This window comes from Clostridium sp. E02, assembly GCF_003833015.1.
Classification (GTDB): Bacteria; Bacillota; Clostridia; order Lachnospirales; family Lachnospiraceae; genus Lacrimispora.
The window spans coordinates 54,550-80,313 of record NZ_RJLQ01000001.1 but is presented as its reverse complement, the minus strand read 5'-3'; the positions used below and the strand labels follow the sequence as shown (position 1 = coordinate 80,313).

Here is a 25,764-nt window from a genome sequence, read left to right as displayed (position 1 = left end):
TAAAGAAATCAAGGGGTATTTCCTTACGATTCTCCGAAAAATTCATCTCTAATAATAATATTGCGACATAAAAACAGCAAGCAAGATGCCTAAAATTGCTCCAGCAATTACCTGCAATGGGGTATGTCCCACATACTCTTTTAATTTTTCCTGAAGGATTTCTCCGTTTAATTTTAACGGATTCTCAAGCAGAATACTATTTAAAAGTTTCGCTTGTTTTCCTGTCTCTCTTCGTACTCCCATGGCATCATACATAACAATCATAGAAAGTACAAAACAGATTGTAAACTCAAACGAACTGACTCCATACCGGTAACTAGCCGCTGTTGTCAGAGCGCATACCGTAGAGGAATGAGAGCTTGGCATACCACCAGAGCCCACCAGTCTCTCCGGATTAAAATTCTTATTAAGGGCCAAATCCAGTAAGGTTTTTAAAACCTGTGCCACCAGCCAGCCAGTAACGGCTGTCGCAAGGACCTGATTCCCAATTAAATCTTCCCATAATTCCATGGTTTCCTCCATCTTATACTGCGCCTTTTATGCCAAAACCAAATAAAATCCAACGCTTTATTCTCGCCATAGTTTCAATCGCACCGCAAAATTTATCAGAATAAACGATTACAAATCCACCTCTGGAACTTGGCGGAATCGGAGTCAGCGGCCACATATGGCGTAAAATCATATTTTTTTCTCTTCTTGTCAGCTCAAAATATTTTTCCGCATTGTTTAACGCAGTTCTGGGATGGGTCAAACCATGAAAATGTTCCCCCGTTTCTTTGGCATGCGTATGCCAGTCATACAAAAACAAGTCATGAAGAAGACCAGCTCTTGCTGCTTCTTTGTATTCCCAGCCTAATTTTCTTAAGATACAATAACTCATGTAAGATACTTTGATGCAATGAGCTTTGCAAGTTGTATCTCCATGCTGGAGAAATCCTTCCATGGACTGGAATACTTTATTATCAAGAATATCCTTTACGCAATCCATATACACTGGATCATCGCTATAATTTTTTTGTTCTACCCAAAAGGAATCTTCTGCCCAATGGATCAATTCCTGTCTTTCCTTCCGGGTCATATGCTTATTTTTCATGAGTCTACGCTTCTTTCCTGAATTATGGTTGACTTACCGTCATTCAGCCAATCTAAAGTTCAAGGTGCTTCATGGTCTTCGTCTTCCATAAAGCAACCCCCGTCATGGCATGGTCTATTATGAATGTGATTTCGATAACAGAGATCAATGCAGCACCTGACTTGATTCCATTGAATAGGAGCATAGATTATAAGAATTTATCTTTTTCATCCAAAAAAACTCCCTTACTCTTATTCTGCATTAAAAAACTGTCATGCTATAGTATAATGCATTTTTAAGAAATAAGGAAGTCTAAAGATTCACAATTAAGAAAGTTTTTTATAGTCTAATCTTATTTTATCTGCTATCAAAGCAATAAACTCAGAATTAGTAGGCTTACCCTTCCCTGTACTTACGGTATATCCAAACAAATCATTGATCGTATCCATCTTCCCTCTGCTCCATGCAACTTCAATGGCATGTCGAATGGCACGTTCTACACGGCTAGGTGTTGTCTGATGCTTTTTGGCAATAGAAGGATATAGAATCTTAGTAACAGAGGTTAACATCTCCTGATCCTGGACAGATATTACGATGGCATCTCTTAAATACTGATATCCTTTGATATGAGCAGGAATACCAATCTCATGAAGCATCTGTGTGACATCATTTTCCAGATTTTGTTCCATATATTCAGTTTTATTGACATAAGGCTTCACCTTTTTCATTCCCTGAAGACTTGGAGTTTTACTCTTTCTTTGCCCCACTCTTCGTACCTTATCGACGATAATTTCCTTACTAAAAGGTTTCATTATGTAATAATTTGCTCCCATACGGAACGCATCTTCGGTAATATTTTCACTTCCAGCCGCTGTAACCATAATAAACGACGGAATCTTATTCACGGCTCCACTTCCTCTGACCCGCTCCATCACTGTAATTCCATCCATTCTCGGCATAATCACATCCAATAAGACAACATCTGGATTTGTTTTAAGGATCATGTTATAAGCATCTTCCCCATTATCTGCTCTTCCTACAACATGAAAATCCTCCTCCCCTTCCAGTATATCATTCAACAGATTTAAGGTCTGCAGGTTATCATCTGCAATCGCAATACTAATTTCTGACATATGCTACTTCCTCCTGATTCTCCAAAATATATGAAAACTAATGTATAGCCATTATAGTCTTGCTCTCGCTTATGCCGCAATGAAATTCTATCGCATATTTCGACAACAAGGCCTGACTTTGGTTTTTCTTAACCATTTCTGATCTCTCATAAAAGTGTCGAATCAAGAAAAGGCTTAATCTTGTATGGATCTGCGTTTCTATCTCACTTTTTTACTTATGTTGAAAATTGAAACTACTTGTCGTCAAAAAACCAGTTCTTTTATCCAATCCATATTCTATATTATCATAATAATATGACATTGAAAAGAGTAAATACTCATTTTTCACTTTATTTTTCAAATATTTCCATGTTACTCTGCTGTCAAAATAATTGTTTTAATAATATTTCCTATCAAATCTGTCAAAAAAGGTTGCCTATGTGTGTGGAAATGTCTATAATTATGAAGAAAAGAAAAATGATTAGGGGGAATAGCAATGAATGAAGAAACCGATTTTAAGCCGTACATACCAGCGGACAAAGTAACTCCTGAGTTTACGATCACATCGATTATTATGGGAATTATACTCGCCGTTGTATTCGGTGCTGCGAATGCTTATTTAGGGCTTCGTGTCGGGATGACCATCTCCGCTTCTATACCAGCGGCCGTTATCTCGATGGGTGTGATACGAGTGATTCTTAAGAAAAATTCAATTTTGGAAAGTAATATGGTTCAGACCATTGGGTCTGCTGGAGAGTCATTGGCTGCAGGCGCTATTTTTACTTTACCAGCTCTTTTTTTATGGGCTGCAGAAGGAAAAATGGAAACACCTGGAATTTTAGAGATTACGTTAATCGCTCTTCTTGGTAGTGTTTTAGGTGTCCTATTTATGGTTCCATTGCGGAAAGCTTTGATTGTAAAAGAACATGGAATCCTTCCTTATCCCGAGGGAACCTCTTGTGCTGAGGTTCTCCTTGCCGGAGAAGAAGGGGGTGCAAATGCCTCCACCGTCTTTGCTGGAATGGGATTAGCTGCTGTGTTTAAATTTATCATCGACGGTTTAAAGATCGTTCCCGGAGAAGTTTCCTATCAGCCAGGAAAGTATCCTGGGGAAATCGGGACACAGATTTACCCGGCTGTTATGAGTGTGGGTTATATCTGCGGTCCTCGAATCTCATCTTATATGTTTGCTGGCGGTATCGTTAGCTGGCTTCTCTTGATTCCTGCCATTGTAATGTTTGGATCGGATTTAACTTTGTATCCCGGTACGATCCCCATTGGACAAATGTTTTTAGAGAAAGGTGCTGGTGCCATCTGGGGAACTTATATCCGTTACATCGGTGCTGGTGCGCTGGCTGCAGGTGGTATTATCAGCCTAATTAAATCTCTTCCGCTTATTATTTCTACCTTCCGGGATGCCATGAAGGGAATGGGAAATTCCAATTCCAGAAGTAGTCTCCGCACGGATCAGGATCTGGGATTTAAGTTTATATTAATTGCAATCACCATTTTAACTGTTTTAATTTGGCTCATTCCTACGATCCCAGTTAGTTTTATTGGTGCTGTCATTGTAGTTATCTTTGGTTTTTTCTTCGCTACCGTGTCATCTCGTATGGTCGGTTTAGTAGGAAGCAGTAACAATCCAGTTTCTGGTATGGCAATTGCAACGCTTTTATTTGCAACCATTATCTTAAAAGCAACCGGTGATGACGGAATACATGGAATGAAGGGAGCCATTGCAATTGGTTCTATTATTTGTATGGTAGCTGCCATTGCAGGAGATACGTCTCAGGATTTAAAGACTGGATACCTGCTTGGTGCGACTCCCAAAAAGCAGCAGATCGGAGAATTAATCGGTGTTGCTGCAGCTGCGGTTGCCATCGGAGGCGTTTTATATTTGCTAAATGCTGCTTGGGGATTTGGTACCGAAGAACTTGGTGCACCACAGGCTATGCTTATGAAGATGATTATTGAAGGTGTTATGGATAACAATCTACCATGGTCTTTGGTATTTATGGGTGTGTTTTTAGCTATATCTGTTGAAATTATGGGAATTCCGGTTCTTCCATTTGCTATAGGTGTTTATCTTCCAGTGCAGTTAAATGCCTGCATTATGGTAGGTGGACTGGTTCGTTTAGGCTTTGATCGTATGAAAAAGAAAGAAAAGAAAGAAAAAGAACGTCTCATCAGTGATGGAATGCTATACTGTTCCGGCATGATTGCAGGCGAAGGTCTTGTAGGGATTTTCTTGGCACTTTTGGCAGTCTTTGGAATTGATCAGGCGATTGATTTATCCGGCAGATTATCTCTATCCCCTGTAGTCCAACAGGTTGGTAGTCTTCTGGTTTTTGCACTGATAATACTTAGTCTTTTAAAATTCACAGTGTGGAAAAAATCGAAAAAATGAAGCAAAAAAAACAAATAAAAAAAGAGAATTATTTGGAACGAATCCCGGTCCGTACGGATTCCATTCTTTGGAAAAAAGACAATAAAGGTCAGGTTACACTGGATATTGAAAACAAAGGTGTCTTTAACTGGTTTGCACAAACGTTGTTAAAGCGTCCCAAAACAAGCCATATTCATCTGGATTCTATGGGTAGTTTCGTTTGGCCTCTCATTGATGGCGAAAAAGACATATACCATATCTCCGAGCTGGTGAAGGAACGGTTTGGCGAGGAAGCCAACCCTCTCTATGAACGATTAATTAAGTTTTTTGAAATCCTTTTAAGCTACGAATTTATTTATTTTAAAAGCAACAAATAACAAGAGAAAAAAGGACGGCACCGTAAGAAATTACGATTCTGTCCTTTTCTTTCCTGATATTGAATCAGTGATTTATCATGTTTTCAATAAAGATCCCATATCCCCGGGTGGAATCTTGAATAAATACATGGGTAACTGCTCCAATCAACTTTCCATCCTGTAGGATGGGACTGCCCGACATACCCTGTACAATTCCTCCAGTTAAAGCCAAGAGTTCCGGATCTACGACTTTGATCACCATACCTTTGCTCTTATGAGTGGTGGAATAATCCACCTTTTGTATTTCTATTTCATAATCTTTGACCTTCCCGGATGCATCGCTTCTCACATAGGCCTTTCCTTTTTTTACATCCTGACGGTACCCTATGGGTATGGCGTCTTGTTGAATTCCTTGTTTAAACCGATCATTTACGGTTCCAAAGATCCCTTCTTCTGTATTAGAAGATATGGTCCCAAGTGTAGATCCTGGTCCATAATAGATGATTCCACTCATAACTCCTGGTTTTCCAAACGTTCCTTTCTCAATTCCTAGTATTGCGGTTTCGTAAAGGGTACCATCTGTAATCTGTACTACATTGCCTGTGTCACTATCACTAATACCATGACCGAGTGCACCAAAATGACCATTCATGTCTACGTAAGTCATTGTGCCAATTCCCTGCGTGTCATCCCGAACCCAGACTCCTAGCTTATAAGTGCCGTCATCGGTTTGGATTGGATTCATCTTTACATCAATGCTTTCCCCATTTCTGCGTACTTTTAGATCTGCTTCCGATTCCCCAATCTTGTTTAGCTGGTTGATCAAGGCTTCCTTATCCTTTAAAGGTGTTCCATTGATTGCCTCTAAGTAATCTCCTGATTGTAAGACTCCAAACGCAGGTTCTACGGTCATTCCGTCCTTCTTCGTGACATCCCCCGTACCAATGACCATAATTCCATTGGACTTTAAATAGATTCCTATAGGAGTGCCACAGGGGACAGCATATTTGGTATCTACAACATTCACTTGGATGTCTTTTAATCGAATCCATCCAAAAAGCTTTAATGCCAGCTTATAGCTTCCCTGATTATTGGAATAAAGCGAAAATGGCTCATTCACTTGTAAATGAATCTGGTCAGAAGGAATGTTAGATCCATTTTGTAACATTACTTCTTCATTATCGGAATGTAATGTTACATCAAAAGGCATGGAGAAATGAAACTCTTCCTCTTCTGCAGCGACAATATTTAACTTATCCGGAATCACCCGCTTCATATAGAACCAGGAAAATCCGATGCAAAAGATGAGACTAACCCAGAATGCCCTGACAATAAGTTTATGAAATTTGTTTTTCCCCATCTCACATACCTCCTTAGAAGATTTAAGGAGACAAATATTTGGCTCCTCTCATAGTATGTGAGAAATCGGCGAAAACACTCTGTCATATTTTAGTTGAATGAAATTAATTTTGGAGTTTTCACCAGTTATAATTTGTGATTTTTTGTAGTATCTGCAAGACGCTTCATCTCTCTTGCGTTCTCTAGTACGGTATCTGTTATTTTTGCGCCTCCTAACAATCTTGCCAGTTCTTCCACAATCTCTCTTTTCTTTAATTGGTAAATACTGGTGGTGGTTTTCTCTCCATCTGATGTTTTCTTAATTTCATAGTGAGAATCCGCCATAGCTGCAATCTGAGGCAGATGCGTGATACAGATCACTTGATGACTACCAGCTATCATAGATATTTTTTCTGATACTTTCTGAGCCGTTCTGCCACTAATACCGGTATCAATCTCATCAAAAATTAAAGTAGGAATCTCATCGGAATCCGCCAGAACTGATTTAACTGCGAGCATAATCCGAGACATTTCACCCCCCGATGCCACAGAACTTAACGGTTTCAATGGTTCTCCAGGATTGGTCGATAGTACAAATTCCGCTTCATCGTATCCATTGGCAGTATAATGATTTAGTTTTGTAAAATCCAGATCAAACGCAACGTCCATAAAATTTAAATCTGTTAACCCTTTTTTTATTTTTTCAGATAATTCTTTTGCTGTTTTTTTTCTTAGATAGGATAATTGTCCACATTGATCGTCTAATTTATCCTCGATTATATGAATGTCTTTTTCCGTTTTTTGTTTTAATAGATTATAATTTTCTAGTTCTTCCAATTTATTCTTTTTTTCATCTAGATTCTTAAAGATAAGATCCAGACTTTTACCGTATTTCGCTTCTAAATTATGGATCTGATCCAAACGTTCTTCGAGTTGCTCATATTCACTTTCATCAAATGACACATCATCCATATAGGAGGTTATTTCATGATTGATGTCATTTAATATCGCTTCCACATCAAAGAGTTGGTCACGGATTAGAATCAATCGGTCATCATAGGAAGTGACCGATTCGATCTCTTTTAAAGCACGTCCAATTTGCTGGTTATTTACGATCGTATCGGCTGCAGACAGACTTTCCGTAATCTTTTTTCCATGGGAAAAAAGCCGGTATCTAGAAGTGAGTTCTTCTTCCTCTCCTTCTTTTAACTGGGCATTTTCGATCTCATCAATTTCAAAACGAAGAAAATCCATCTCCCGAAGTCTGACTTCCTCATCAAGCTGAAAGGAATCCTGCCGCTCCTTTAACCGGATATATTCCCGATAAGTATCTGCTATATTCTCTTTTAGGATATGGGATTTTTTCTCTTGGAAACGATCCAGAATTTCAAGATGTTTTGACTTGTAGAGTAGAGACTGATGTTCATGCTGGCCATGAATATCAATCAAAAGACCGGTGATTTCCCGCAGCTTTCCTGCGGTCACCGTTTCATCATTAATTTTGCTTAAACTTCTTGACGGCATAATCTTCTTTGAGATAATCACGGTTCCGTCTTCATCCGGTTTTACATCCTTTTCCATTAACCGTCTGACTTGTTCTTTATCATCTGCCGTAAAAATCAATTCTATGTAGGCATACTCCGCACCTTTGCGAATGATATCTTTTGGCACTCTTCCACCCAATGCAATGGTAACAGATCCAATAATTATGGATTTACCAGCACCTGTTTCCCCTGTTAAGACATTAAACCCTTTTGTGAATTCCACATCGGCTCGTTCAATCAGGGCTAAATTCCTTACGTGTAATTCTGAAAGCATGGTTTGCCTCCTTATCCCGTAATAAGCTTTTTTAATTTGTCCATCATTAATATTGTATCATCCACGGATCGAATGGCACAAAAAATGGTGTCATCTCCAGCAATGCAGCCGACAACTTCATTATAATGAAGCGCATCAATAGCCGCGGCAACTGCCATTGCCATACCCGAAACGGTTTTAACCACCAGAATATTCTGTGCCATATCCATTGATAAATACCCATCTCTTAAAATTCTGATATATTTATCACTAAAAGACCCCTGGTTTTGAAGTACCATGTAACGCTGTTTGCCTGAATCTGATTGAACTTTTGTCAGTTTCAGTTCTCTAATGTCTCTGGAAACAGTTGCTTGCGTCACCGCAAATCCTGCCTGATTGAGATAGTCAGCCAGCTCTTCTTGTGTTTCGATCTCATGTTTCCCTATGAGTTCTACAATTTTACTGTGTCGTTCCAGTTTCATCCTATCACCTCCTAAATTCCAGATATTTTATTGCGAAGATTTTCTAAAAATGATATATTTTTTAATTTTACAAGAATTGTTTTAATGTTTGACCGACTGATTTCAATGCAGTCACCTGTTTCCAGATTGATCCCAGAATCTCCGTCAAATATCGCGGCCTGATCGATTTCAGTACGGCCTACAATCTCGATTCGGATCTGGTCCTTTGGGGAGAGTACGATACTCCTTGTATTCAGTGCATGGGAGCAAATAGGCGTTAAAACAACCATTTGGGAATCCGGTATAAGGATCGGACCTCCTGCGGATAAATTATAGGCAGTTGAACCCGTTGGAGTTGCTGCTATGAGCCCATCTGCCCGGTATTGATTTAAAAACTGTTGATTGACATAGACCTCAAATTGCAGCATCTTTAAATATTTCCCTCTGGAAATTACAATCTCATTTAAAGCAATATCTTCATCGACTTTTTTTTGATTGCGCAGTACCGTCCCCTTTAGCATCATTCGTTCTTCCAACATATAGTCATCATCCAAAAGCGTACTAAGCGCCGGGCCGATTTCATCTGTTCTTGAAACCTGGGTCAGATAACCTAGTGTTCCACGGTTGATTCCAAGCATTGGTAAGTTACGACCAGCTAAATCTCTTGCCGCCTGAATAAGCGTTCCATCCCCCCCCAGAGTAATCACACATTCCGTCTCTTTTGGTACCTTAGACGAATCCGTATAGTGCTTTCCCCTCTGCCCGTTCTGGATCTCGTCGTCACCAATCAAACAAACAGCTCCCCGGTTGGTTAAATAGTCACGAATCTCTAAAGCCGTTTCCCTGACCCCCTGTTTATCTGGATTCATAATTACATAAAAATACCTCATAAGAAAACTCCTTATCTGCCTTCCCTTAGGTCTGCGTGAGCTTCATCAACAATCGCAGCCGGGTTTACCGTATCGTCTTTATATGGTTCTCCTGTGGGGTGATTTCTTACATGGAGCAGATACTCAATGTTCCCTTCTGGTCCTTTGATGGGAGAATACTCCAAATGAAGAATCTCAAATCCAATGCTAACTGCATACGAGATAACGGACTTTATCACTTCTAGGTGTACGGATTTTTCTCTTACTACGCCTTTTTTTCCTACCTTTTCCCGTCCTGCCTCAAATTGAGGTTTAATCAAACATACAATCTCACCATCTTCCGTAAGAAGATTTTTAACAGGTCCTAGCACCTTAGTCAGAGAGATAAACGCTACGTCTATGGAGGAAAACTGAATTTTATCCTCAATCTTCTCTGGGGTCACATATCGAATATTGGTCTTTTCCATGCAGATAACCCGCTCATCATTTCTTAGTTTCCACGCAAGCTGTCCATGACCTACGTCCACTGCATATACCCGCTCTGCTCCATTTTGCAGCATACAGTCTGTAAATCCTCCCGTTGAGGAACCTACATCCATACAAATCTTGTCCTTTAAGGTCACGTCAAAATGAGTCATCGCCTTTTCCAGTTTTAATCCCCCACGGCTAACGTAGGGCAGTGTATTGCCCCGTACCTCAATTTTCACAGCTTCCGAAAAGGAAGTACCGGCTTTATCCTCTTTTTCTCCATCCACATAGACAATCCCAGACATTATGATGGCTTTTGCTTTTTCTCTGGACTCAGCAAGTCCTTGCTTTACTAACAGTACATCCAATCTTTCTTTCATTATTTTCTTTCTTCCCCTGTATTAACTTTATAATTTCTCCATTCTGCATTCTGCCGTTCCAAATCCAGGTACTCTTTTTTCATGCGCCAGATAACAGAATCACTGTCAATGCCCAAACCTTCTCGAAGGAGGGACACATTCCCGTGCTCTACATATGTATCAGGCAAAGCAATGTTTAATACCTTCATATGAGGGTGATGCTGATGGAGATAACCAGTCACAGATAATCCAAAACCGCCTTGTAAGACGTTCTCTTCCATGGTTACGATTAACCAATGTTTTTTGGCCAGTTGATCCAAAAGTTCTTTGTCAAATGGCTTGATAAAACGTCCGTTCGCAAGGGAACAGTTCCAGCCTTCTGACTTTAATTTCTGCCGTACATGCTCTCCGGTACTAACCATACTTCCTACGGCTAAAAGGGCGATGTCTTCTTCTTCGTATAGCATTTCTCCTTTCCCTAAGACAATGGGAGAACGAAATTCCTTCAGACCCTGATAGGCTTCCCCTCTTGGATACCGGACTGCGACGGGACAGTTTAGGGATAAAGCAAAGGGAATGGCATCTACCAGTTCCCACATGTTTTTAGGAGCCAATACGTTCATATTGGGGATGGATGTTAAAAACGAAAGATCAAAGATCCCCTGATGCGTCTCTCCATCACTTCCTACCAGCCCCGCCCTGTCAATTGCAAATACAACTGGTAAGTTCTGAATACATACATCATGTAGTACCTGATCAAACCCCCGTTGCAAGAAAGAAGAATACACAGCAACCACCGGTTTTAACCCTCCAGCTGCCATACCTGCTGCGGATGTAACTGCATGTTGTTCTGCAATTCCGACATCAAAAAAACGATCTGGATACAGATGCGAAAAACGGTTTAATCCAGTTCCATCGGGCATGGCTGCAGTAACTGCCACAATCTTTTTATCGTCTTTTGCCAATCGACAGATGGTTTTAGAAAACACATCGGTATAGCTAAGATTTTTCTTTTCTTTTTTTGATTTTCCGGTCAGAATGTCAAACGGTTCAACACTATGAAATTTGGATGGATTCTTCTCTGCTGGTGCATACCCTTTTCCCTTCTTGGTGATCACATGCACCAAGACCGTATGTTCTAACTTTTTCGCTTCTTTTAATGTTCTTGTGAGTGCCTTCACATTATGTCCATCTACAGGTCCTAAATAAGTAAGTCCCATATTTTCGAACAGCATCCCTGGGATTAAAAGTTGCTTGATCCCATTCTTTGTCCGGCTGATTTTATCTATAATTTGATCCCCGAACACTGGAATGCGAGCTAGTACATTCGTCACGTATTTTTTCAAATCCAAATACCCTTCCCCGGTCCGGATGCTGTTTAGATACATGGACATCCCACCTACATTTTCAGAGATGGACATGTTGTTGTCGTTAAGTATGATTACAAAATTCTTCTTCATCTGGGCAGCATTATTAAGCGCCTCATATGCCATTCCACCGGTTAAAGAACCGTCTCCAATGACAGATGCAACGAATTGATCCTCACCAAGTACATCCCGGGCTTGTGCCAGACCAAGTCCAGCGGAAATAGAAGTGGAACTATGGCCCGTATCAAATGCGTCACATGGGCTTTCCTTTCTCTTTGGAAATCCACTCATGCCGCCATACTGCCTTAGGTCATCAAAATCTCCTCTTCTCCCGCTTAGTATCTTGTGGGTATAAGCCTGGTGTCCCACATCCCATACGATCTTATCTTTTGGCAGATCAAACGCAAGATAAATAGCCATAGTCAGTTCTACTACACCTAGATTTGAAGCAAGATGACCGCCTGTTATACTTAATTTTTCTATTAAAAAGTCTCGGATTTCCTGACTCAAAATCAAAAGTTCCTGTTTGGATAGTTTTTTGATGTCTTCAGGTCCGTCTATTGTTTCCAAAATCATAATTTTATCAGATCCTTTATTTTTCCCGGTTCACCAGCATACGAATCAGTTCTTCCAGATATGGATTCTCTCCCGGAAGTTTTCGCAGGCAGGAAACCGCTTCTTCTGAAATGCGTTCTACATCGTTCCTGGCCTTTTCCATACCTTCTAAGGTCACGTACGTGGTTTTATGGTTCTTCTCGTCACTAAATACCGGTTTTCCAAGAACCGCTTCACTGCTTGTAACATCTAGAATGTCATCTTGTATCTGAAACGCCATACCAATGGAAGCTGCCATTTTCTCCACTATTTTTAACTGTTTTTCGTCGGCACCTCCAAGCAGGGCACCTATCATCATAGAAGCTTCCAATAATGCTCCTGTTTTTAACCGATATATAAAGTCAAGTTTTTGAGCGGGGATTTCTTTCCCAGAAAGTTCGACATCAACCGTCTGTCCGCCTATCATTCCAAAGATGCCTGTCTTTTGTGCTAAAATCCCCATCCCCTGGGCAACCAGCTCTGGACGGGCAGATAAAGTAAGCGCTTTTGAAGCAGTTTCCATCGAATAGATCAAAAGACCGTCCCCAGCGAGCACGGCCATATCATACCCAAATTTTACCCAGGTCGTAGGAAATCCCCTTCTTAACGTATCATTGTCCATACAGGGGAGATCATCATGAATCAGAGACGATGTATGAATCATCTCAATGGCTGCCATAAAAGGTTCGATCTCTTTTCCAGATCCGCAAAACAAACGATATGTTTCCTGCATCAACATGGGGCGCAGCCGTTTTCCACCGGCTCGGACGCTATAATCCATCGCTTCTAAAACAGTGCTTTGATCCCCCTCTATCTTTGGAAGGTAACGTTTAATAATATCATCTACTTCTTTTGTGCGGTCAGAAAACATCTCTTTAAAGTTCATGTTCTTCTCCATTTTCTTCAATTACAATTAACTTTTTTTCCACTTTGTCTATCTTATCATTGCAAGATTTGATCAGCTTCATACCTGTTTCATAAAATTGAAACGAATCTTCTAGGGAACTTTCTCCGCTTTCCAGCATTTTAATCAGTTCATCTAGTTCTTTCAATGTCTCTTCAATGGTTCTTTCTTTCTTTGCTGCCATGGGTTCCTATCTCCTTACTCCTGTGCTGCATTCGACTCGCCGCCTTTTTTCGATGGAGTCACATGAGAGACCACAGCGTCCAAACTGCCATCCCGGATCTGTAATCGGATTTTGTCTCCCTTTATGACCTGTTTTACTGAGTCAATTCTCTGATTCTTTTGATCGGTGACGAATCCATATCCACTGCCAATCTTTTTGAGTGGAGACTGCGCCTCTAGACGGCTGATTAAAAGATCCAATCTATGCCTGTCCCGAACTGCCTGTTTTTCAATCAACTGTCTCATACGGACGGTTCTGTCTTCTACTCGTTTGCGATCTGCTTCTGTCTTTAAAAGCATTCGCTTTTTTAACCGATCTTCCAGATCGATCAGTCTCTGCCTTTCTTCTCGTAACCGGCGGCTGGGATCATGGTACTTAATCCGAAGCTCGTACTGGTTTGTACGGAACCTATATCGCTCAATTCTACGCTCCATGTGATTTTTAAGAGTTATCTTGTACTGATTGACCAGATCTTCAAACTGCTGGTAATCAAAGACTGCTAACTCCGCCGCTGCGGAAGGGGTTGGTACACGCATGTCTGCCACGTAATCTGATATGGTTACATCTGTTTCGTGTCCCACTGCTGAAATTACAGGTGTTACACAGTTAAATATCGCCCTTGCAACCACTTCTTCATTAAATGCCCATAAATCCTCAATGGATCCCCCACCTCTTCCAACGATAAGAACATCAAGTCCCAACCGATCCAAAGTTTTAATTCCTGTTACAATGCTTTCTTTTGCACTGGCTCCCTGAACCAACGCTGGATAGAGAAAAAGCTGAACATAAGAATTCCGTCTGGTGGAAATATTTATAATATCGCGGATTGCCGCCCCTGTAGGTGCGGTTACAATCCCGACTCGTTTGCTATAGCGGGGAATGTTTTTTTTATATTCTGGAGAAAACATCCCCATCTCTTCCAGTTCATTGCGTAGTTTCTGGAATCGTTCAAATAAATCCCCGATTCCCTCTTTTTTGATCTCCTGGGCATATAGCTGATATCTTCCATCTCGTTCGTATACTTCCACACTTCCTCTGACTACGATCTGCTGCCCTTCTTCTAACTGGAAAGAAAGACCTTTTCGATAACCGGCAAACATAACCGAAGCCATAGAAGAACTGCCATCTTTAAGTGTAAAATAGATATGCCCGGAACTATGGTATTTGCAATTGGATACCTCGCCCTTAACAGAAATCTTATTCAATGCAAAATCCTGAGCGAACATGTTTTTAATGTACGCATTCACCTGCGATACGGAATAAACGCTTCCCATCTTACACCAGCTTTGCCAAAACTCCGTTTATAAATGCCGGAGATTCGTTCCCGCCGTATTTTTTCGCAAGTTCTACTGCTTCGTTGATGGCCACTTTCTCCGGCACACCTTCATCAAATTTTATTTCATAAAGAGAAAGGCGAAGAATGGTAAGTTCTACTCGTCCCATTCGTTTTGTCTTCCACCCTTCTGCTACTTCATTGATTTTTTCATCCAGTTCCGGAATCTTTTCCATAATAGACTCTGCCCTTTTTATCAAATAGTCAGAGTTATCTTCACTCATTAAAACGTCATGAAGAATTACTTCCTCACCTTCACTGTTCGTACCGTCTTCTGCCGGTGCCTCAAAATATTGGTTCAACTGCCAGATCTTTTCTTCTACCGTGTGAAAATCCACACAGAAAAGCATCTTAAAACAGTGTTCGCGCATCTTACTTCTGGTCATTACCCATGGTCCTCCTATTGGTGATTTTTCTGGACGTTTGGAATTATTATACCTTAATAGGGTTTTTTATACAATAGAAACTTTATTTCCAAACTCCTAAGATTTATTTAATTTTGTACTGAATATTGGTTCTTTCCTTTTCTTTTTGCCTGATAGAGCGCCTGGTCCGCCCGTTTTAAAATCTCATCGTAATCAGTTACATCTGCTTGAACCGCGGTAATTCCAATGCTGGCATGAATCTTTCCAGAAAGATCAAATGCATTTAATATTCTTTGTGCAATATTTTCCGGTTGTTTTCTGCCGCGAATTCCATAAAGCCAGATTAAAAACTCGTCTCCACCAAACCGTACGATGACATCCTCATCTCTAGTGCAGGCACTTAAAATTTGTCCCACATGCACCAGTACCTGATCTCCTTCATCATGCCCAAATGTGTCATTGATTTTCTTAAAATCATCAATGTCAAGGAACATACAGGCATAAAAACGTTTCTTTCCTCCGACTTTTAACCTCGGTTCCACCAATTTTCTGGCAGTTTCTCTCGTATATACACCAGTCAGATAATCTTTTTGCGATCTTTTTACTTCTCTTTTTCTCAAGTGAAAGATCCCCAAGATCAAAAGACCTCCACAAACCAATAGGATCGTAGAGCCAGTAATAAAACTAGCCGTCAAATGACGGATCCGGTAAAACGTACTCTCATATCCTTCCGTTTCCACAATAGAAGCCAAAAACCAGTCTTCGATCCCTATAGACTGATAGTATAAAAGTCGTTTGCGTCCATCATTATAATAGGAAATATAACCGGTTTTTCCTTCTTCCAAATCTATTTTCATCTTTTCAACAGAAGATCCTTCTCGAAATTCCATGGTCTTTAGAATGTCGTATAGGTTTCCGTAATCCCCAAAGATGCCGCAGGTAACCAGCATATTTCCATTTTTTGTAAAAATCAAGTTTGTACCGTATCTGCTAAACTCAGAATCATTTATATATTGCCTTAACTTATCCGTGGAAAATTCCAGAATGGCAGCTCCTTTCACCTGGTTTTCCCGAATAATTGGAACCGCCAAAACGATCCCGTCCTGACCGTTAAATTCTCTTTTTAGAACACCGGAGAGATTGGCATTTCCAAGCATTGCTTTTTCAAAATATAATTGAGAAGAGATATCTTTTTTATGATGATCCCCATAATAAGCAATTCCATCTGCATCGGCTACTAAAAATCTGGAATCTGTATTATCGTAATCTTCAAGAACTCCCCACCAACTTTCCTCTCCGGATCCATCTGGCAGAACGCAATACGTTGTAAATAGCTGAAGCCACTCCTTCTTCGCCTGAATCGTGGTAGAAAGAAATGTCATCGATTTGTCATTCTCCTGCTTGATATCTTGAAACGTCTGTTTAAAAAGACTTTTTTCTACTTCTTTAAAAAAATACACATTTAAAATACACATCCCAAGAATTACAGACACAAAAAGTCCGGTTAGAATCATCACCTTGGGAGGATGATGCACTAAATTCTTATGATATTTCATGAAAGTCACCTATCTCCTACGAATCCTTCCATACGCAATCTGCGTTCATTATAAAGCCTGTCTTGTTTCATTACAAGGACATTTTTAGGAAAGAGGACTCCAAATATCGAAAAGAATTTTGATAAAATATTCACATAACGGAACAAAAACATTCAGAACAAAAAACGGTGAGGTCTGATCAGTCTCCTGATTGTCCCCACCGAATCTTATCATATCACTATATTTACTTGCTTTCTTCCAGCGTAACTCCTGCAATCTTAATGTTTACATCTAGTACCGTCAATCCTGTCATGTTCTCAATGGCATTCTGAACTTTTTCCTGTACTTTTTCACTGACCGAAGGAATACTGTAACCATATTTGATATTCAGAGAGAGATCTACCGATACATGCTCCTCTGTCAATTCTACTTTCACGCCTTTGGATAAGTTCTTCATACCAAGCTTTGCCACCAACTCATTGGTGATGTTGCCTGCCATAGAATCTACGCCTTCTACTTCGGTTGCTGCTAAACCTGCGATAATCGCTACCACATCGTCTGCAATCTGTACTTCGCCGATTTTATCTTTTTCATATACTTTGTGAGTATTTCTGTTTTCTATCTCTGCCACAGCAATTCCCTCCTGTATTTAAATTCTAGGTTCTGGAATCATTATAGCAAAATTGTCCTTTGTTTGCAAAGGCTTTTTACTCCTCTAGTTTCATAAGAGTAATTACAATGTTTTCTGCACCCAATTCCGTTTTTCTTTTTACGATATCTTCAATCTGGGCACGCTGAGGATCGGTAATGCTCGTGGCATTGATTACAACATCTGCTTTTCCGTTAGAGATACTTACAACCGGGTCTGCAAACCCTTTGGCAAGTAACAATGTCTCTGCTGAATTTTCTTTCTCTGAGATGGCTGTCATATCAATCATCTGTTGAATGGCATCCTGTTTTTCTTTTTCATCAATGTTAGTATTATCAATCAAATTCATCAGTGTTTCTTTGTTTCTAGCACGTACCTGTTCTCTGTTTAACTGTACACTAGATATGTAGTCGGAAACATTCATACCACTGGTAAGAACTGCTTCACCAGGGTTATCAAGACCTGTGTCCGCTGCCTGTGTTTCGTTATCTGCAACATTATCAGAGCCGGGAATCTCGGCTGCTGCTTCTGTATTTCCAACCGTGGTCTTTTCGTCGGTACTTTCTGATTCTGCTGCTGCCAATTTGTCGATATCTTCAGGATCTTGATCGAGACTTGCAATATCCTGATTCTTATCTCCGTCCGTCATCTCTTGGTTTTCAGCGAAAATATCATCTTCTGAAACATCCGTCACTCCTGCCTCAAATACGTCGGTTCCGGATACTGCTTCCTGTTTCCCAGCATAATTTAAATATCCGGCTGCCGCAATCATGACTGCCAGAGTCGTAATAATGATCTGGTTTCTTCGGAACAGTTTTTTCATATCCATCCTCTTTGAGGTCTTCGGGATTTTGGGTTCATTGCTTGTTTTCCAACTTTTCATACCTGACACTCCTTTTTATTCCACCCTCTTTAATACTTTTATTTTATGTGGGGGCAGGTTAAATAATGCTTCCATGGCACTGGAAATTTCAACTTTTACCGTAGGACTGCCTCCGCCCTGGGCGCTAATGATGATTCCTTCTATTTCCGGACGTATTTCTTTCTCCACAATCGGAGCAGAATTATCTCCTGATCCGGTCAGTATTGTATTTTCTTTTTTCTCAATGTCTGTAATTTTTCTGGTTCCTCCAGAACTGTCATTTTCCTCCGTGGAGGAATCGGAACTTTCTTTATCCACTCTTAAAACTTTTTCCTCTGAAGATTTTAATACAATCATAACTTCCACTTGACCGACACCGTTAACGGTTTTTAAAATCTTCTTTACCCTTGCCTCCAGTTGTTCCTCGTACGACCGATTTGTTCCTGCTGCCACCGCCTGATCTTTTCCTGCCGGTTCTGTAACAATTCCCTGCTGTAGTGTAGTCTGTTGTTTTCCTATTTCTACCTTCTCCGCCTTTTTGGTGATTCCTGAACCTGATGGAAAGGTAAGGATTAGGATAATCATTCCAACTGCCAGTAGGATCAACCATTTATCCTTCCCCATTTTCCATTTGAATTTCAATATCCTGTTCCTCCAAACCATAATATTCTGCAATCCTCCTTCTAAGACCAGAAACACTGGAATTTTCCTCATTTTTTTCTTTTTTTATCACTTTATGATCTTCTTTTGTTATGTTTATTCCATCAATTTTCTTTATTTTTTCAACGGGAACTGCCTTACTTTTAATGGAGGCGGCCTCTTTTATTTCTCCCTCTACTGATTCCGGACGGAGGATAAGACTCACCTCAATCACATGACCAAATGTATCACTGTTTTGGTCTTTATCAATGACTGCATCTGTTTTTTCGCAGTGATATCCCTCTGATTCTGCAATTGACATAAGATCTGTTCCAACTGCTTTCTCATATCCCTTAATCATCTGATCCAGTCTCTTCCCTTCCATATCTGAAATTTTACCAGTCAGTTCTTTCGCATCATTTTTTAGACTTATAGTTTTAAAATAGTTTGCCATCGTATCATCAAGTCTAAGTCCTTGAGTAATTGGTTTCAGCACAATAAGAATTAAAACCATTCCAGCAAAAAATTTAATATATTTCCCATATTTTTTACTGGGAAGCAGATTTTCGACTACCGTTATAAAAATAAGATAATATGTAATATTACGTACCCAATCATATATTTGATCCATCTCTCTCACCCAGTAAAATAAGTTACATTGGTTGAAGCACAAACCAGCGCTATGGTAACAACAAACAAAACCACTCCAGTAGCTGCTACAGATAACAGCATTTTATGACCATTTGCCATATCGGATATACAGGAAACGATTCTTATATCACAAACTGGCTGCAAAAGCGCTGCCACACACTGATACAAAATCATCAAAATCACAAGCTTTAAAAGTGGGATTACAGTGATCAGAATCAGAATCAGAATTCCCGCGGCACCAATGCTATTTTTAATCACCACTCCAGAACCAAGCACCATCTGAACCACAGAACTTACGCCCTGCCCAATTCCAGGTATGGCTCCCACTATTTTCTGTACGGTTCCTGTTTTCATCGAGTCTACATAAGGCAGAACCAAAGATTGTATGATCTGAAAACCAAGAACAACACCAACTAACGTTTTTAACGACCATGAGACAATTTGTTTCAAAAGATCGGTTAACTTAGAAAGCATATCTTCTTTCGCAATATGTCCAGCCATAATAAGAAGAGCATAAACCCGTATGAGTGCTAAAAGCACAGACCCAAGCAGCCACTGACCTGCTGTTATGACAACTAGGGTAAACTCATAAGATGCCACGGCCGATGCGCTGCTTCCTGCAAAAGCGGCTGCCAGAAAAAAAGCCGGCAGCAATGCCTTCATAAACCCCATAATCTGGCCTACCACATCACTTACTATGGCAATGCTGGTAAAAAAACTGGCAGCCAAATAAGTAAACAACAATAAATAAGTAACAAAAAAACCGGTTTCCGATATCTGGCTTCCAGTAAACACGCTGGAAAAATTAGTAAATACTGCTCCAATGATACCAAGCACAATGATCTGTCCCATCATATGGCTGGTGTGGTTTAACTCTCCCAACAGTAGATTTTTTAGCGCATTTCCAGCCTGTCCCATTCCCTTATTTAAATCCCCATCTATCAACGCTTTCATCAGATCCAGAAAGGAGAGATTTATTCCATACCCTTCTTTGTTATGATCCAGAAAATTTTGGATATCAGATAAATCATACTGGTCTAAATCAAGTTGCGCCGTACCGCTTTTTTCTGTCTCTTTGCCAGCAGACGGTTCTGCCCCATACACCCTTTGAGGGATTAGAAATATTGACAGAAAACAGAACAAGAATACAGCTATTTTCTTTCCCATGCATCTCCCCCCTGTTACGATAAAAATACCTGAAGTGTCTGAATAAGAGCCAGGAGAATCGGCATACTAATTGCCAATACAGAAAGCTTTCCAAATATTTCAATTTGAGTCCCAACAGCTCCATACCCAGCGTCTTTGCAGATTCCTGCGGAAAATTCCGCAATGTATGTGATTCCAATCATCTTTACCAGAGTTGACAAATATACACGGTTAATTTTAATATAAGACTGGATTTCTTTCATGGTTTCCAGGATGGTGTTAAGTTTTGCCAATCCATAAAAAAAGATTAAAAAACATGCTGCCAGAACAATTAAAATCCCGTACTCCCCTTTTACTCCTTTTAACGAAACGGCTAAAAGGACTGCAATAATGCCAACTACAGCTATAGATACTACCGTCATACTCTCACCTACAATGCAAACAGATTTTTAATGGATTCAAATAACTGGTAGATGTAAGGCACCAGCCAAAACAGAACCAGTATCAGCCCTGCAAGGCTTGTTAGGAATGCCTGTTCTTCCCGCCCACTGTGTTTTAATACCTGGCAGATGACAGAAACCAGGATTCCAACCGCTGCAATTCTAAATATCAAATTGACTCCCATGCCATCCTCCTTAATACATGATTAACGTCAGGAACAAACCACCCATAATTCCAAGACTGGTATAAAGACGACTTTTCTCCTGCTTATGTTTTCTTAAATAACCAATGGTCAAGTCAAGCTGTTCCAAATACAAAAGAATATTTCTTTCCTGCATATCCAAATCCAGATATCCCAGATGCTCTCCTAGATCTTTTAGATTTTGTTTGTCTTCTCTGGATAAACAGATCTCTTTTGGAAGCGTTTCAATCTCTTCCTGCCAGATGGAATAAAAGGATTCTCCCATTTGGGCGAACAGCCGCTTGGATACCTCTATAAACAAGGTTCCCAATTCTCCGCCTGTTTTATTGCCTGTACGTTCGAACGCCTCTGCAAGAGAAGATTGCGCATACAAAATCTCTCCCTTTAATAGAAATATCATTTTCCGAAGTCTTTCCACTGTTTTTAAATGCTCTTGCCATTGAGCCGCCATAAAAAAACCAAGACCTGAGCTGGATAAAATAACAAGGACCGCACCTACGATCCGCACCCACGTATGTTCCATCAAAATTTACACCTGCCTGTCCGACCAAATACTAGTTCCTCTGGCATCGCAAATTTTTTCTACTTTTCCGATTTTACCAGAGTTATTAAGTACAATATATCGCTCAAAAATCTGATCCTCTACTAGATTCTTTAGTACTGGCTTTCGTTTTAAATCTTCAATTGAGCTGCCATGTACAGTCGCAACCAGCTTACACCCACAGTTCATGACATACTCCATTGCCTCTAGATCTTCTCTAATTCCAATTTCATCTACCGCTACTACACTCGGTGCCATCGTTCGAATTAACATCATCATCCCTCTTGCCTTCGGACAACAATCCAAAAGATCGGTACGAATACCCAGATCATTTTGAGGGACTCCCTGAAAACATGCCCCAATCTCGGAACGCTCATCCACAACTGAAACATTCATGCCCGGATGTCCTTTTCCCCCATCTGATATCTGGCGGATCAAATCCCGTAATAGTGTGGTTTTTCCGCACCGAGGTGGTGAAATAATCAATGTATGGAAGATTTCTCTCTCTTCCTTATATAGATACGGCAAAACCAAGGTCCCACACCCTTTTACCTGGTGAGACAGTCGTACATTGATAAAAGAAATGTATTTCATGGTTTTGATTCCAGAATCATCTAGTATGGTCTTTCCTGCAATCCCAATTCTGTGTCCCCCTTGTATGGTTAAAAACCCTTGCTTCATCTCATCTTCAAAGGCATAAAGGGAATAGTTACTCATAAATTCCATCGTTTCCTTTAGTTCCTCTTTCGAAGCTATATAAGCTTCTTCTCTTTTCTTACTTAACAATCCATCTGAAGTAACATAGAACTCCTGATTGTTGTACACCATCAAAAGAGGGGCTGCCACCCGTAACCGGATTTCCTGAACCTCTGAAAAATCAATGGAAACCTGAGTTAGAATTTCTCTTATGTTTCTGGAAAATATATGGATGAACTCGTCTTTCTTCTCCATCTTATCCCTCCTCTTAACTCAATATATGTGAAGTGGGACAAATTATGCCTTAAAAAATCCGCTTTTGCCTTCTGCTTTTTTAACTTAAAAAAAACGTATGAGGTGTCACCTCAATACGTTTTTTCAATCAGTTTAAGCTTATTCTCATTTAAAATCCCATATCGATTACATCTTCTGAAAGAAATCTGTGGTATGTCGCATGGTTTTCATGAAATTTAATAAAATACCGGTAAGAATCCATGGTGGAATCTTTAAAATATAAGATAAAATCACATTCTTCCCCATCACAGTTTTCACAGACGTAGCTCCCGTCTGAATACTTGAAAAACACATGTTTAATGTCTTCAAGTTGAATACCGGGGTTTTCTATGATCTCAATAAACTCCCTTAAAAATCCATTCTCTTCTTCCTGTTCACTGACATATTGAACCCCTTTTGGCGGTATCAGAAAGCAGAACCGCTCCTGGCTTTTGGTGATTTTAATCTCTCCCAACCGGTCTTTCACAAAAACCTTAAATTCTTTCAGCGCTTTCTTTCTATCTTCATCCGATTCCCCTGCTCTTAGAATTCTTAACAGTGCTTTTTCCGGATAATAAAACCGTATGGATTCCCTTTCATATCCTAGTTTCATCTGTACTTCTTTGATTGAATTAATGAGCATTCGCTCCAAAGCCGCATACTGCATATCGGCTCACCTTTCCTTTCTTTGCGACACCATATTATGTTCTTTCTTCCATAATAAGAATAAATCAGCCTGATTTAAACGTCAAGCAATTCCTGCCAAAGGTACTACCATTAATTTTTCACAATCACCCCTAAATAGTTTGCAAGCTCTGCGGCCTGATATAAATCAACCACTACCCCCTTTAACTCCCTGCACTCGTCAGACAACACAAGTCCGTGTATGGTGCAGTCCGTAAAATCCATTCCTTTTAGCATGGTTTTAAAAAAGCTGGCATTGTTTAGATTGACCTGCTTCCACTGAACCCCTTTCATGCGGCACTGGGTGAGAAAGGCTCCCTCTAGCTCGGAACCAGAAAAATGAATGTGCTCCATCTTGGCTCCGTCAAAATTGGCATAGCGGAAATTGCAATCAATGATTCTGGTATGAAGCATGGTGCTGCCACAAAACCGGGTCCCCACTCCTTTGGAGGAAATAAATTCCGCCCGGTTAAAGTAGCCATCGTCTAGGTTGCAGTTGGAAAAATCGCAGGAACGGAATATGACATCGATAAATTCCCCCTTTTCAAAGGAACAGTCCTGAAAAAGGCAGTTTTCAAAAATCACTGCTGAAAACTGCATGTGGGACATATTCTCTTCGTTCATACGGAGGTTCTGTATCCGCGCATCCCTGATTTCTTCCTCCGCTTCTTTTTTTCTATCTAGTAACTTCGCATCTATGAGGATTAACTCCTTTTCCTCTGAAAGAATTGGTGCAAGCAGCTTCTCTTTCATCCATCCATACTCCTTTTCCTTTGTTTTTGCCGAATCATTTTTTGATAAACCCACTTTTAATTTTATTATAATCAACTTTATTAAAAGTACATTCTTTAATGCACACAGAGCACCCCGATTGTCTTGAAAACGGGATTGCACATTTTCTATAATCAATATGTTTCATCGTATCATTATAATCTTCTATTGGGTGATCAAAAATGGCCTTGGAAGGACATGCTCTCACACACTTTTTACATGATTTACAAAAATCTTTAATCCATAAATGTTCATTTATATCATTAAAAGGTAGGTTTTCTATACTAGTGTAGACTGCTGCAATCCTCTGCCTTGGACCAACTTTAGGCGATATCAACAGCCCATGATTTCCTATAGCACCTAAACCCGCTTTTTCTGCTAATAGCACATAGTTAACATCTCCACCTAGTGCTGGCGCCGCCTGTGCACTATAACCATTCTCTCTCATAAATTCTGCTATTTTATTTACAATGACACCTAGTGCGTTATAAGTCCTATGAACTTCATGTCCTGTAATCTTAGAAGGTGCTTCTCCTACAGCCTCTTTATCCATCTCCATGGTAATCACAATGGCATTTTCATGTAATATTGAGGAGCCTTTAAAAATGTATTCTGGTTTCACCTTAGTAAATCCAACATCGAAAGCACCTAATGATTTTGCATATTGTATCAATTCTTCAATATACTCATTCGTAACTTCTGTCTTTGCATTTTTAGGATTATCGACAACACTTTTATAACTCTTTTTAGAGTTTATGATCGTTGAAAATATCATAGGAAATGTTTTTAAATAAAATTTGGGTAGACCACTTCCATACTGCATCATCAGTTCAGGGATATTGTGCCCCACTTTTGACTTTTCAGATGCATAGAATAGAGCACTCTTATCACTTACATATTTTTTGAGCTGACCTTTTGGTTGTATTTTTTTCATCATTGCCGCTAATTCAAGTTTCATAACTTAATTTACTCCTTTAATATACCTATCCCGCTTTTAATGATGCTGATTATGCAAGTAACGCTTGCTCATTGGTTAAAAAATTAGAGACCAATGCCTTTTGCAAAAATTTTGATATTCTGCTCTATATATTCTTTAGAAGAAAAATGGACAAACCCCTCTTTTAAAAATTCATTTATAAGTGCAAAACCTATATTGGAAGACGTGAAGGAAAGTGCTAGTATTTCAGGATCCATATCAATGATTTTTTTATCCTGTTGCATTTTAATAAAATAATTTATTAAAGTTTCTTTAAGTTCATTCGGTATAATCGAGAATGCTTGTTGGAAGGCCGGACCCATTTCATAATATAACACCATGAGCATCTCAATATTCTTTGATATGCCCTCATAATATAATCTCCCAACTTCTATCAAATCGGTCTCCACATCAAAGACAGATTTTGTCTCTAAATACGTTTGAATTGATCTTAAATTAGGCAATTTTGAAATTACAATTTCCTTAACAATACCTTCTTTATTTTGAAATTGTCTAAATATAGTCACTTCATTAACGCCAGCCTCTTTGGCAATTAGCTTAGTTGTCGTTTTCTTATACCCATTTTGGGTGAATAAACGAATGCTCGCTCCTATGATCTTAGCTTTTGTTGATTCTGACATGTAATACCTTCTCTCTGTGCAAGTGTCACTTACATTTTACTACTTTACTCTTT

At 39.7% G+C, this 25,764-nt stretch carries 29 protein-coding genes; 2 read left to right on the top strand and 27 right to left on the bottom strand.

From position 1 onward, the window contains the following. Positions 1-48: 48 nt before the first annotated feature. From EFT72_RS00390 to spo0A, 3 genes are all read right to left on the bottom strand, one after another. Positions 49-510: a divergent PAP2 family protein gene (locus tag EFT72_RS00390; protein WP_124064847.1), complete on the bottom strand. Its 462-nt coding sequence runs from the start codon at positions 508-510 to the stop codon at positions 49-51. A 13-nt stretch (positions 511-523) separates the two neighbouring features. Continuing rightward, positions 524-1,093 (bottom strand): HD family phosphohydrolase, encoded by a 570-nt coding sequence (locus EFT72_RS00385; protein ID WP_124064846.1) that lies wholly within the window; start codon positions 1,091-1,093, stop codon positions 524-526. A 305-nt stretch (positions 1,094-1,398) separates the two neighbouring features. Continuing rightward, positions 1,399-2,205, bottom strand: coding sequence for a sporulation transcription factor Spo0A (gene spo0A, locus EFT72_RS00380; protein WP_124064845.1), 807 nt, complete (start codon positions 2,203-2,205; stop codon positions 1,399-1,401). A 475-nt stretch (positions 2,206-2,680) separates the two neighbouring features. On the opposite strand from spo0A, the gene EFT72_RS00375 reads away from it, so the two are divergent. Further along, positions 2,681-4,591: an oligopeptide transporter, OPT family gene (locus EFT72_RS00375; protein WP_124064844.1), complete on the top strand. Its 1,911-nt coding sequence runs from the start codon at positions 2,681-2,683 to the stop codon at positions 4,589-4,591. After that, a complete protein-coding gene (locus tag EFT72_RS00370; protein WP_124064843.1) occupies positions 4,588-4,947 on the top strand; it encodes a PqqD family protein in 360 nt (119 codons plus the stop codon). The genes EFT72_RS00375 and EFT72_RS00370 overlap by 4 nt, the downstream gene beginning before the upstream one ends. A gap of 64 nt (positions 4,948-5,011) precedes the next feature. On the opposite strand, the gene spoIVB is transcribed toward EFT72_RS00370, so the two are convergent. The 24 genes from spoIVB to EFT72_RS00250 form a co-directional block, all read right to left on the bottom strand. Next, the gene (gene spoIVB, locus EFT72_RS00365) at positions 5,012-6,286 is read right to left on the bottom strand and encodes a SpoIVB peptidase (protein ID WP_124064842.1); all 1,275 of its coding nucleotides are present in this window, start codon (positions 6,284-6,286) and stop codon (positions 5,012-5,014) included. 125 nt (positions 6,287-6,411) lie between these two features. After that, entirely contained in the window at positions 6,412-8,082 is a 1,671-nt protein-coding gene (gene recN, locus EFT72_RS00360; RefSeq protein WP_124064841.1) for a DNA repair protein RecN, read from the bottom strand. Positions 8,083-8,093: 11 nt separating this feature from the next. After that, on the bottom strand, positions 8,094-8,543 hold the full coding sequence (gene argR / locus EFT72_RS00355; RefSeq protein ID WP_124064840.1) for an arginine repressor: 450 nt from the start codon (positions 8,541-8,543) through the stop codon (positions 8,094-8,096). An 11-nt stretch (positions 8,544-8,554) separates the two neighbouring features. Then, on the bottom strand, positions 8,555-9,412 hold the full coding sequence (locus EFT72_RS00350; protein WP_124064839.1) for an NAD(+)/NADH kinase: 858 nt from the start codon (positions 9,410-9,412) through the stop codon (positions 8,555-8,557). Positions 9,413-9,423: 11 nt separating this feature from the next. Next, positions 9,424-10,239, bottom strand: coding sequence for a TlyA family RNA methyltransferase (locus EFT72_RS00345; RefSeq protein ID WP_124064838.1), 816 nt, complete (start codon positions 10,237-10,239; stop codon positions 9,424-9,426). Then, the gene (gene dxs, locus EFT72_RS00340) at positions 10,239-12,161 is read right to left on the bottom strand and encodes a 1-deoxy-D-xylulose-5-phosphate synthase (protein ID WP_124064837.1); all 1,923 of its coding nucleotides are present in this window, start codon (positions 12,159-12,161) and stop codon (positions 10,239-10,241) included. Before dxs ends, EFT72_RS00345 begins: the two co-directional genes overlap by 1 nt. A 16-nt stretch (positions 12,162-12,177) precedes the next feature. Next, complete coding sequence (locus EFT72_RS00335; RefSeq protein WP_124064836.1) at positions 12,178-13,065, bottom strand: polyprenyl synthetase family protein; 888 nt, start codon at positions 13,063-13,065, stop codon at positions 12,178-12,180. Further along, entirely contained in the window at positions 13,055-13,267 is a 213-nt protein-coding gene (gene xseB / locus EFT72_RS00330; protein ID WP_124064835.1) for an exodeoxyribonuclease VII small subunit, read from the bottom strand. The genes EFT72_RS00335 and xseB overlap by 11 nt, the downstream gene beginning before the upstream one ends. A 14-nt stretch (positions 13,268-13,281) precedes the next feature. After that, positions 13,282-14,580 (bottom strand): exodeoxyribonuclease VII large subunit, encoded by a 1,299-nt coding sequence (gene xseA / locus EFT72_RS00325; protein WP_124064834.1) that lies wholly within the window; start codon positions 14,578-14,580, stop codon positions 13,282-13,284. A 1-nt stretch (position 14,581) separates the two neighbouring features. After that, complete coding sequence (gene nusB / locus EFT72_RS00320) at positions 14,582-15,025, bottom strand: transcription antitermination factor NusB (protein WP_124064833.1); 444 nt, start codon at positions 15,023-15,025, stop codon at positions 14,582-14,584. Positions 15,026-15,132: 107 nt separating this feature from the next. Next, complete coding sequence (locus tag EFT72_RS00315) at positions 15,133-16,560, bottom strand: sensor domain-containing diguanylate cyclase (RefSeq protein WP_124064832.1); 1,428 nt, start codon at positions 16,558-16,560, stop codon at positions 15,133-15,135. Positions 16,561-16,783: 223 nt separating this feature from the next. Continuing rightward, positions 16,784-17,170: an Asp23/Gls24 family envelope stress response protein gene (locus EFT72_RS00310; RefSeq protein ID WP_124064831.1), complete on the bottom strand. Its 387-nt coding sequence runs from the start codon at positions 17,168-17,170 to the stop codon at positions 16,784-16,786. Between the two features lie 76 nt (positions 17,171-17,246). Continuing rightward, the gene (locus EFT72_RS00305) at positions 17,247-18,071 is read right to left on the bottom strand and encodes a SpoIIIAH-like family protein (RefSeq protein WP_206426585.1); all 825 of its coding nucleotides are present in this window, start codon (positions 18,069-18,071) and stop codon (positions 17,247-17,249) included. 15 nt (positions 18,072-18,086) lie between these two features. Further along, positions 18,087-18,692, bottom strand: coding sequence for a stage III sporulation protein AG (locus EFT72_RS00300; protein ID WP_347561814.1), 606 nt, complete (start codon positions 18,690-18,692; stop codon positions 18,087-18,089). Then, positions 18,661-19,320 (bottom strand): stage III sporulation protein AF, encoded by a 660-nt coding sequence (locus EFT72_RS00295; RefSeq protein ID WP_243109905.1) that lies wholly within the window; start codon positions 19,318-19,320, stop codon positions 18,661-18,663. Before EFT72_RS00295 ends, EFT72_RS00300 begins: the two co-directional genes overlap by 32 nt. Before the next feature lie 5 nt (positions 19,321-19,325). After that, positions 19,326-20,507, bottom strand: a complete 1,182-nt coding sequence (locus EFT72_RS00290) for a stage III sporulation protein AE (protein ID WP_124064828.1) — start codon at positions 20,505-20,507, stop codon at positions 19,326-19,328. Between the two features lie 14 nt (positions 20,508-20,521). Beyond that, positions 20,522-20,908, bottom strand: a complete 387-nt coding sequence (locus EFT72_RS00285; RefSeq protein WP_124064827.1) for a SpoIIIAC/SpoIIIAD family protein — start codon at positions 20,906-20,908, stop codon at positions 20,522-20,524. A gap of 8 nt (positions 20,909-20,916) precedes the next feature. Continuing rightward, complete coding sequence (gene spoIIIAC, locus EFT72_RS00280; protein WP_124064826.1) at positions 20,917-21,111, bottom strand: stage III sporulation protein AC; 195 nt, start codon at positions 21,109-21,111, stop codon at positions 20,917-20,919. A gap of 10 nt (positions 21,112-21,121) precedes the next feature. Then, entirely contained in the window at positions 21,122-21,652 is a 531-nt protein-coding gene (locus EFT72_RS00275) for a stage III sporulation protein AB (RefSeq protein ID WP_124064825.1), read from the bottom strand. Between the two features lie 6 nt (positions 21,653-21,658). Continuing rightward, entirely contained in the window at positions 21,659-22,621 is a 963-nt protein-coding gene (gene spoIIIAA / locus EFT72_RS00270; protein ID WP_124064824.1) for a stage III sporulation protein AA, read from the bottom strand. Positions 22,622-22,769: 148 nt separating this feature from the next. Beyond that, positions 22,770-23,306 carry a DUF3877 family protein gene (locus tag EFT72_RS00265; protein WP_124064823.1) on the bottom strand — a complete coding sequence of 179 codons (537 nt, stop codon included), beginning with the start codon at positions 23,304-23,306 and terminating at the stop codon, positions 22,770-22,772. A gap of 110 nt (positions 23,307-23,416) precedes the next feature. Next, a complete protein-coding gene (locus tag EFT72_RS00260; RefSeq protein WP_124064822.1) occupies positions 23,417-24,076 on the bottom strand; it encodes a pentapeptide repeat-containing protein in 660 nt (219 codons plus the stop codon). Positions 24,077-24,110: 34 nt separating this feature from the next. After that, positions 24,111-25,052, bottom strand: a complete 942-nt coding sequence (locus EFT72_RS00255; protein WP_124064821.1) for a 4Fe-4S binding protein — start codon at positions 25,050-25,052, stop codon at positions 24,111-24,113. A gap of 83 nt (positions 25,053-25,135) precedes the next feature. Continuing rightward, positions 25,136-25,711 (bottom strand): TetR/AcrR family transcriptional regulator, encoded by a 576-nt coding sequence (locus EFT72_RS00250; RefSeq protein WP_124064820.1) that lies wholly within the window; start codon positions 25,709-25,711, stop codon positions 25,136-25,138. Positions 25,712-25,764 lie beyond the last annotated feature (53 nt).

Coding starts and splice junctions, on each gene's coding strand:
- EFT72_RS00285 (WP_124064827.1), bottom strand. CDS start 20,908: ATGACGGTAGTATCTATAGCTGTAGTTGGCATTATTGCAGTCCTTTTA.
- EFT72_RS00255 (WP_124064821.1), bottom strand. CDS start 25,052: ATGAAACTTGAATTAGCGGCAATGATGAAAAAAATACAACCAAAAGGT.
- EFT72_RS00260 (WP_124064822.1), bottom strand. CDS start 24,076: ATGAAAGAGAAGCTGCTTGCACCAATTCTTTCAGAGGAAAAGGAGTTA.
- EFT72_RS00385 (WP_124064846.1), bottom strand. CDS start 1,093: ATGAAAAATAAGCATATGACCCGGAAGGAAAGACAGGAATTGATCCAT.
- recN (WP_124064841.1), bottom strand. CDS start 8,082: ATGCTTTCAGAATTACACGTAAGGAATTTAGCCCTGATTGAACGAGCC.
- EFT72_RS00250 (WP_124064820.1), bottom strand. CDS start 25,711: ATGTCAGAATCAACAAAAGCTAAGATCATAGGAGCGAGCATTCGTTTA.
- xseB (WP_124064835.1), bottom strand. CDS start 13,267: ATGGCAGCAAAGAAAGAAAGAACCATTGAAGAGACATTGAAAGAACTA.
- EFT72_RS00390 (WP_124064847.1), bottom strand. CDS start 510: ATGGAATTATGGGAAGATTTAATTGGGAATCAGGTCCTTGCGACAGCC.
- spoIIIAC (WP_124064826.1), bottom strand. CDS start 21,111: ATGGGAGTCAATTTGATATTTAGAATTGCAGCGGTTGGAATCCTGGTT.
- spoIVB (WP_124064842.1), bottom strand. CDS start 6,286: ATGGGGAAAAACAAATTTCATAAACTTATTGTCAGGGCATTCTGGGTT.
- EFT72_RS00290 (WP_124064828.1), bottom strand. CDS start 20,507: ATGGGAAAGAAAATAGCTGTATTCTTGTTCTGTTTTCTGTCAATATTT.
- EFT72_RS00265 (WP_124064823.1), bottom strand. CDS start 23,306: ATGCAGTATGCGGCTTTGGAGCGAATGCTCATTAATTCAATCAAAGAA.
- EFT72_RS00305 (WP_206426585.1), bottom strand. CDS start 18,071: ATGAAAAGTTGGAAAACAAGCAATGAACCCAAAATCCCGAAGACCTCA.
- spo0A (WP_124064845.1), bottom strand. CDS start 2,205: ATGTCAGAAATTAGTATTGCGATTGCAGATGATAACCTGCAGACCTTA.
- EFT72_RS00315 (WP_124064832.1), bottom strand. CDS start 16,560: ATGAAATATCATAAGAATTTAGTGCATCATCCTCCCAAGGTGATGATT.
- argR (WP_124064840.1), bottom strand. CDS start 8,543: ATGAAACTGGAACGACACAGTAAAATTGTAGAACTCATAGGGAAACAT.
- EFT72_RS00335 (WP_124064836.1), bottom strand. CDS start 13,065: ATGAACTTTAAAGAGATGTTTTCTGACCGCACAAAAGAAGTAGATGAT.
- EFT72_RS00345 (WP_124064838.1), bottom strand. CDS start 10,239: ATGAAAGAAAGATTGGATGTACTGTTAGTAAAGCAAGGACTTGCTGAG.
- EFT72_RS00350 (WP_124064839.1), bottom strand. CDS start 9,412: ATGAGGTATTTTTATGTAATTATGAATCCAGATAAACAGGGGGTCAGG.
- EFT72_RS00370 (WP_124064843.1), top strand. CDS start 4,588: ATGAAGCAAAAAAAACAAATAAAAAAAGAGAATTATTTGGAACGAATC.
- nusB (WP_124064833.1), bottom strand. CDS start 15,025: ATGACCAGAAGTAAGATGCGCGAACACTGTTTTAAGATGCTTTTCTGT.
- EFT72_RS00295 (WP_243109905.1), bottom strand. CDS start 19,320: ATGGATCAAATATATGATTGGGTACGTAATATTACATATTATCTTATT.
- spoIIIAA (WP_124064824.1), bottom strand. CDS start 22,621: ATGGAGAAGAAAGACGAGTTCATCCATATATTTTCCAGAAACATAAGA.
- EFT72_RS00275 (WP_124064825.1), bottom strand. CDS start 21,652: ATGGAACATACGTGGGTGCGGATCGTAGGTGCGGTCCTTGTTATTTTA.
- EFT72_RS00375 (WP_124064844.1), top strand. CDS start 2,681: ATGAATGAAGAAACCGATTTTAAGCCGTACATACCAGCGGACAAAGTA.
- dxs (WP_124064837.1), bottom strand. CDS start 12,161: ATGATTTTGGAAACAATAGACGGACCTGAAGACATCAAAAAACTATCC.
- xseA (WP_124064834.1), bottom strand. CDS start 14,580: ATGGGAAGCGTTTATTCCGTATCGCAGGTGAATGCGTACATTAAAAAC.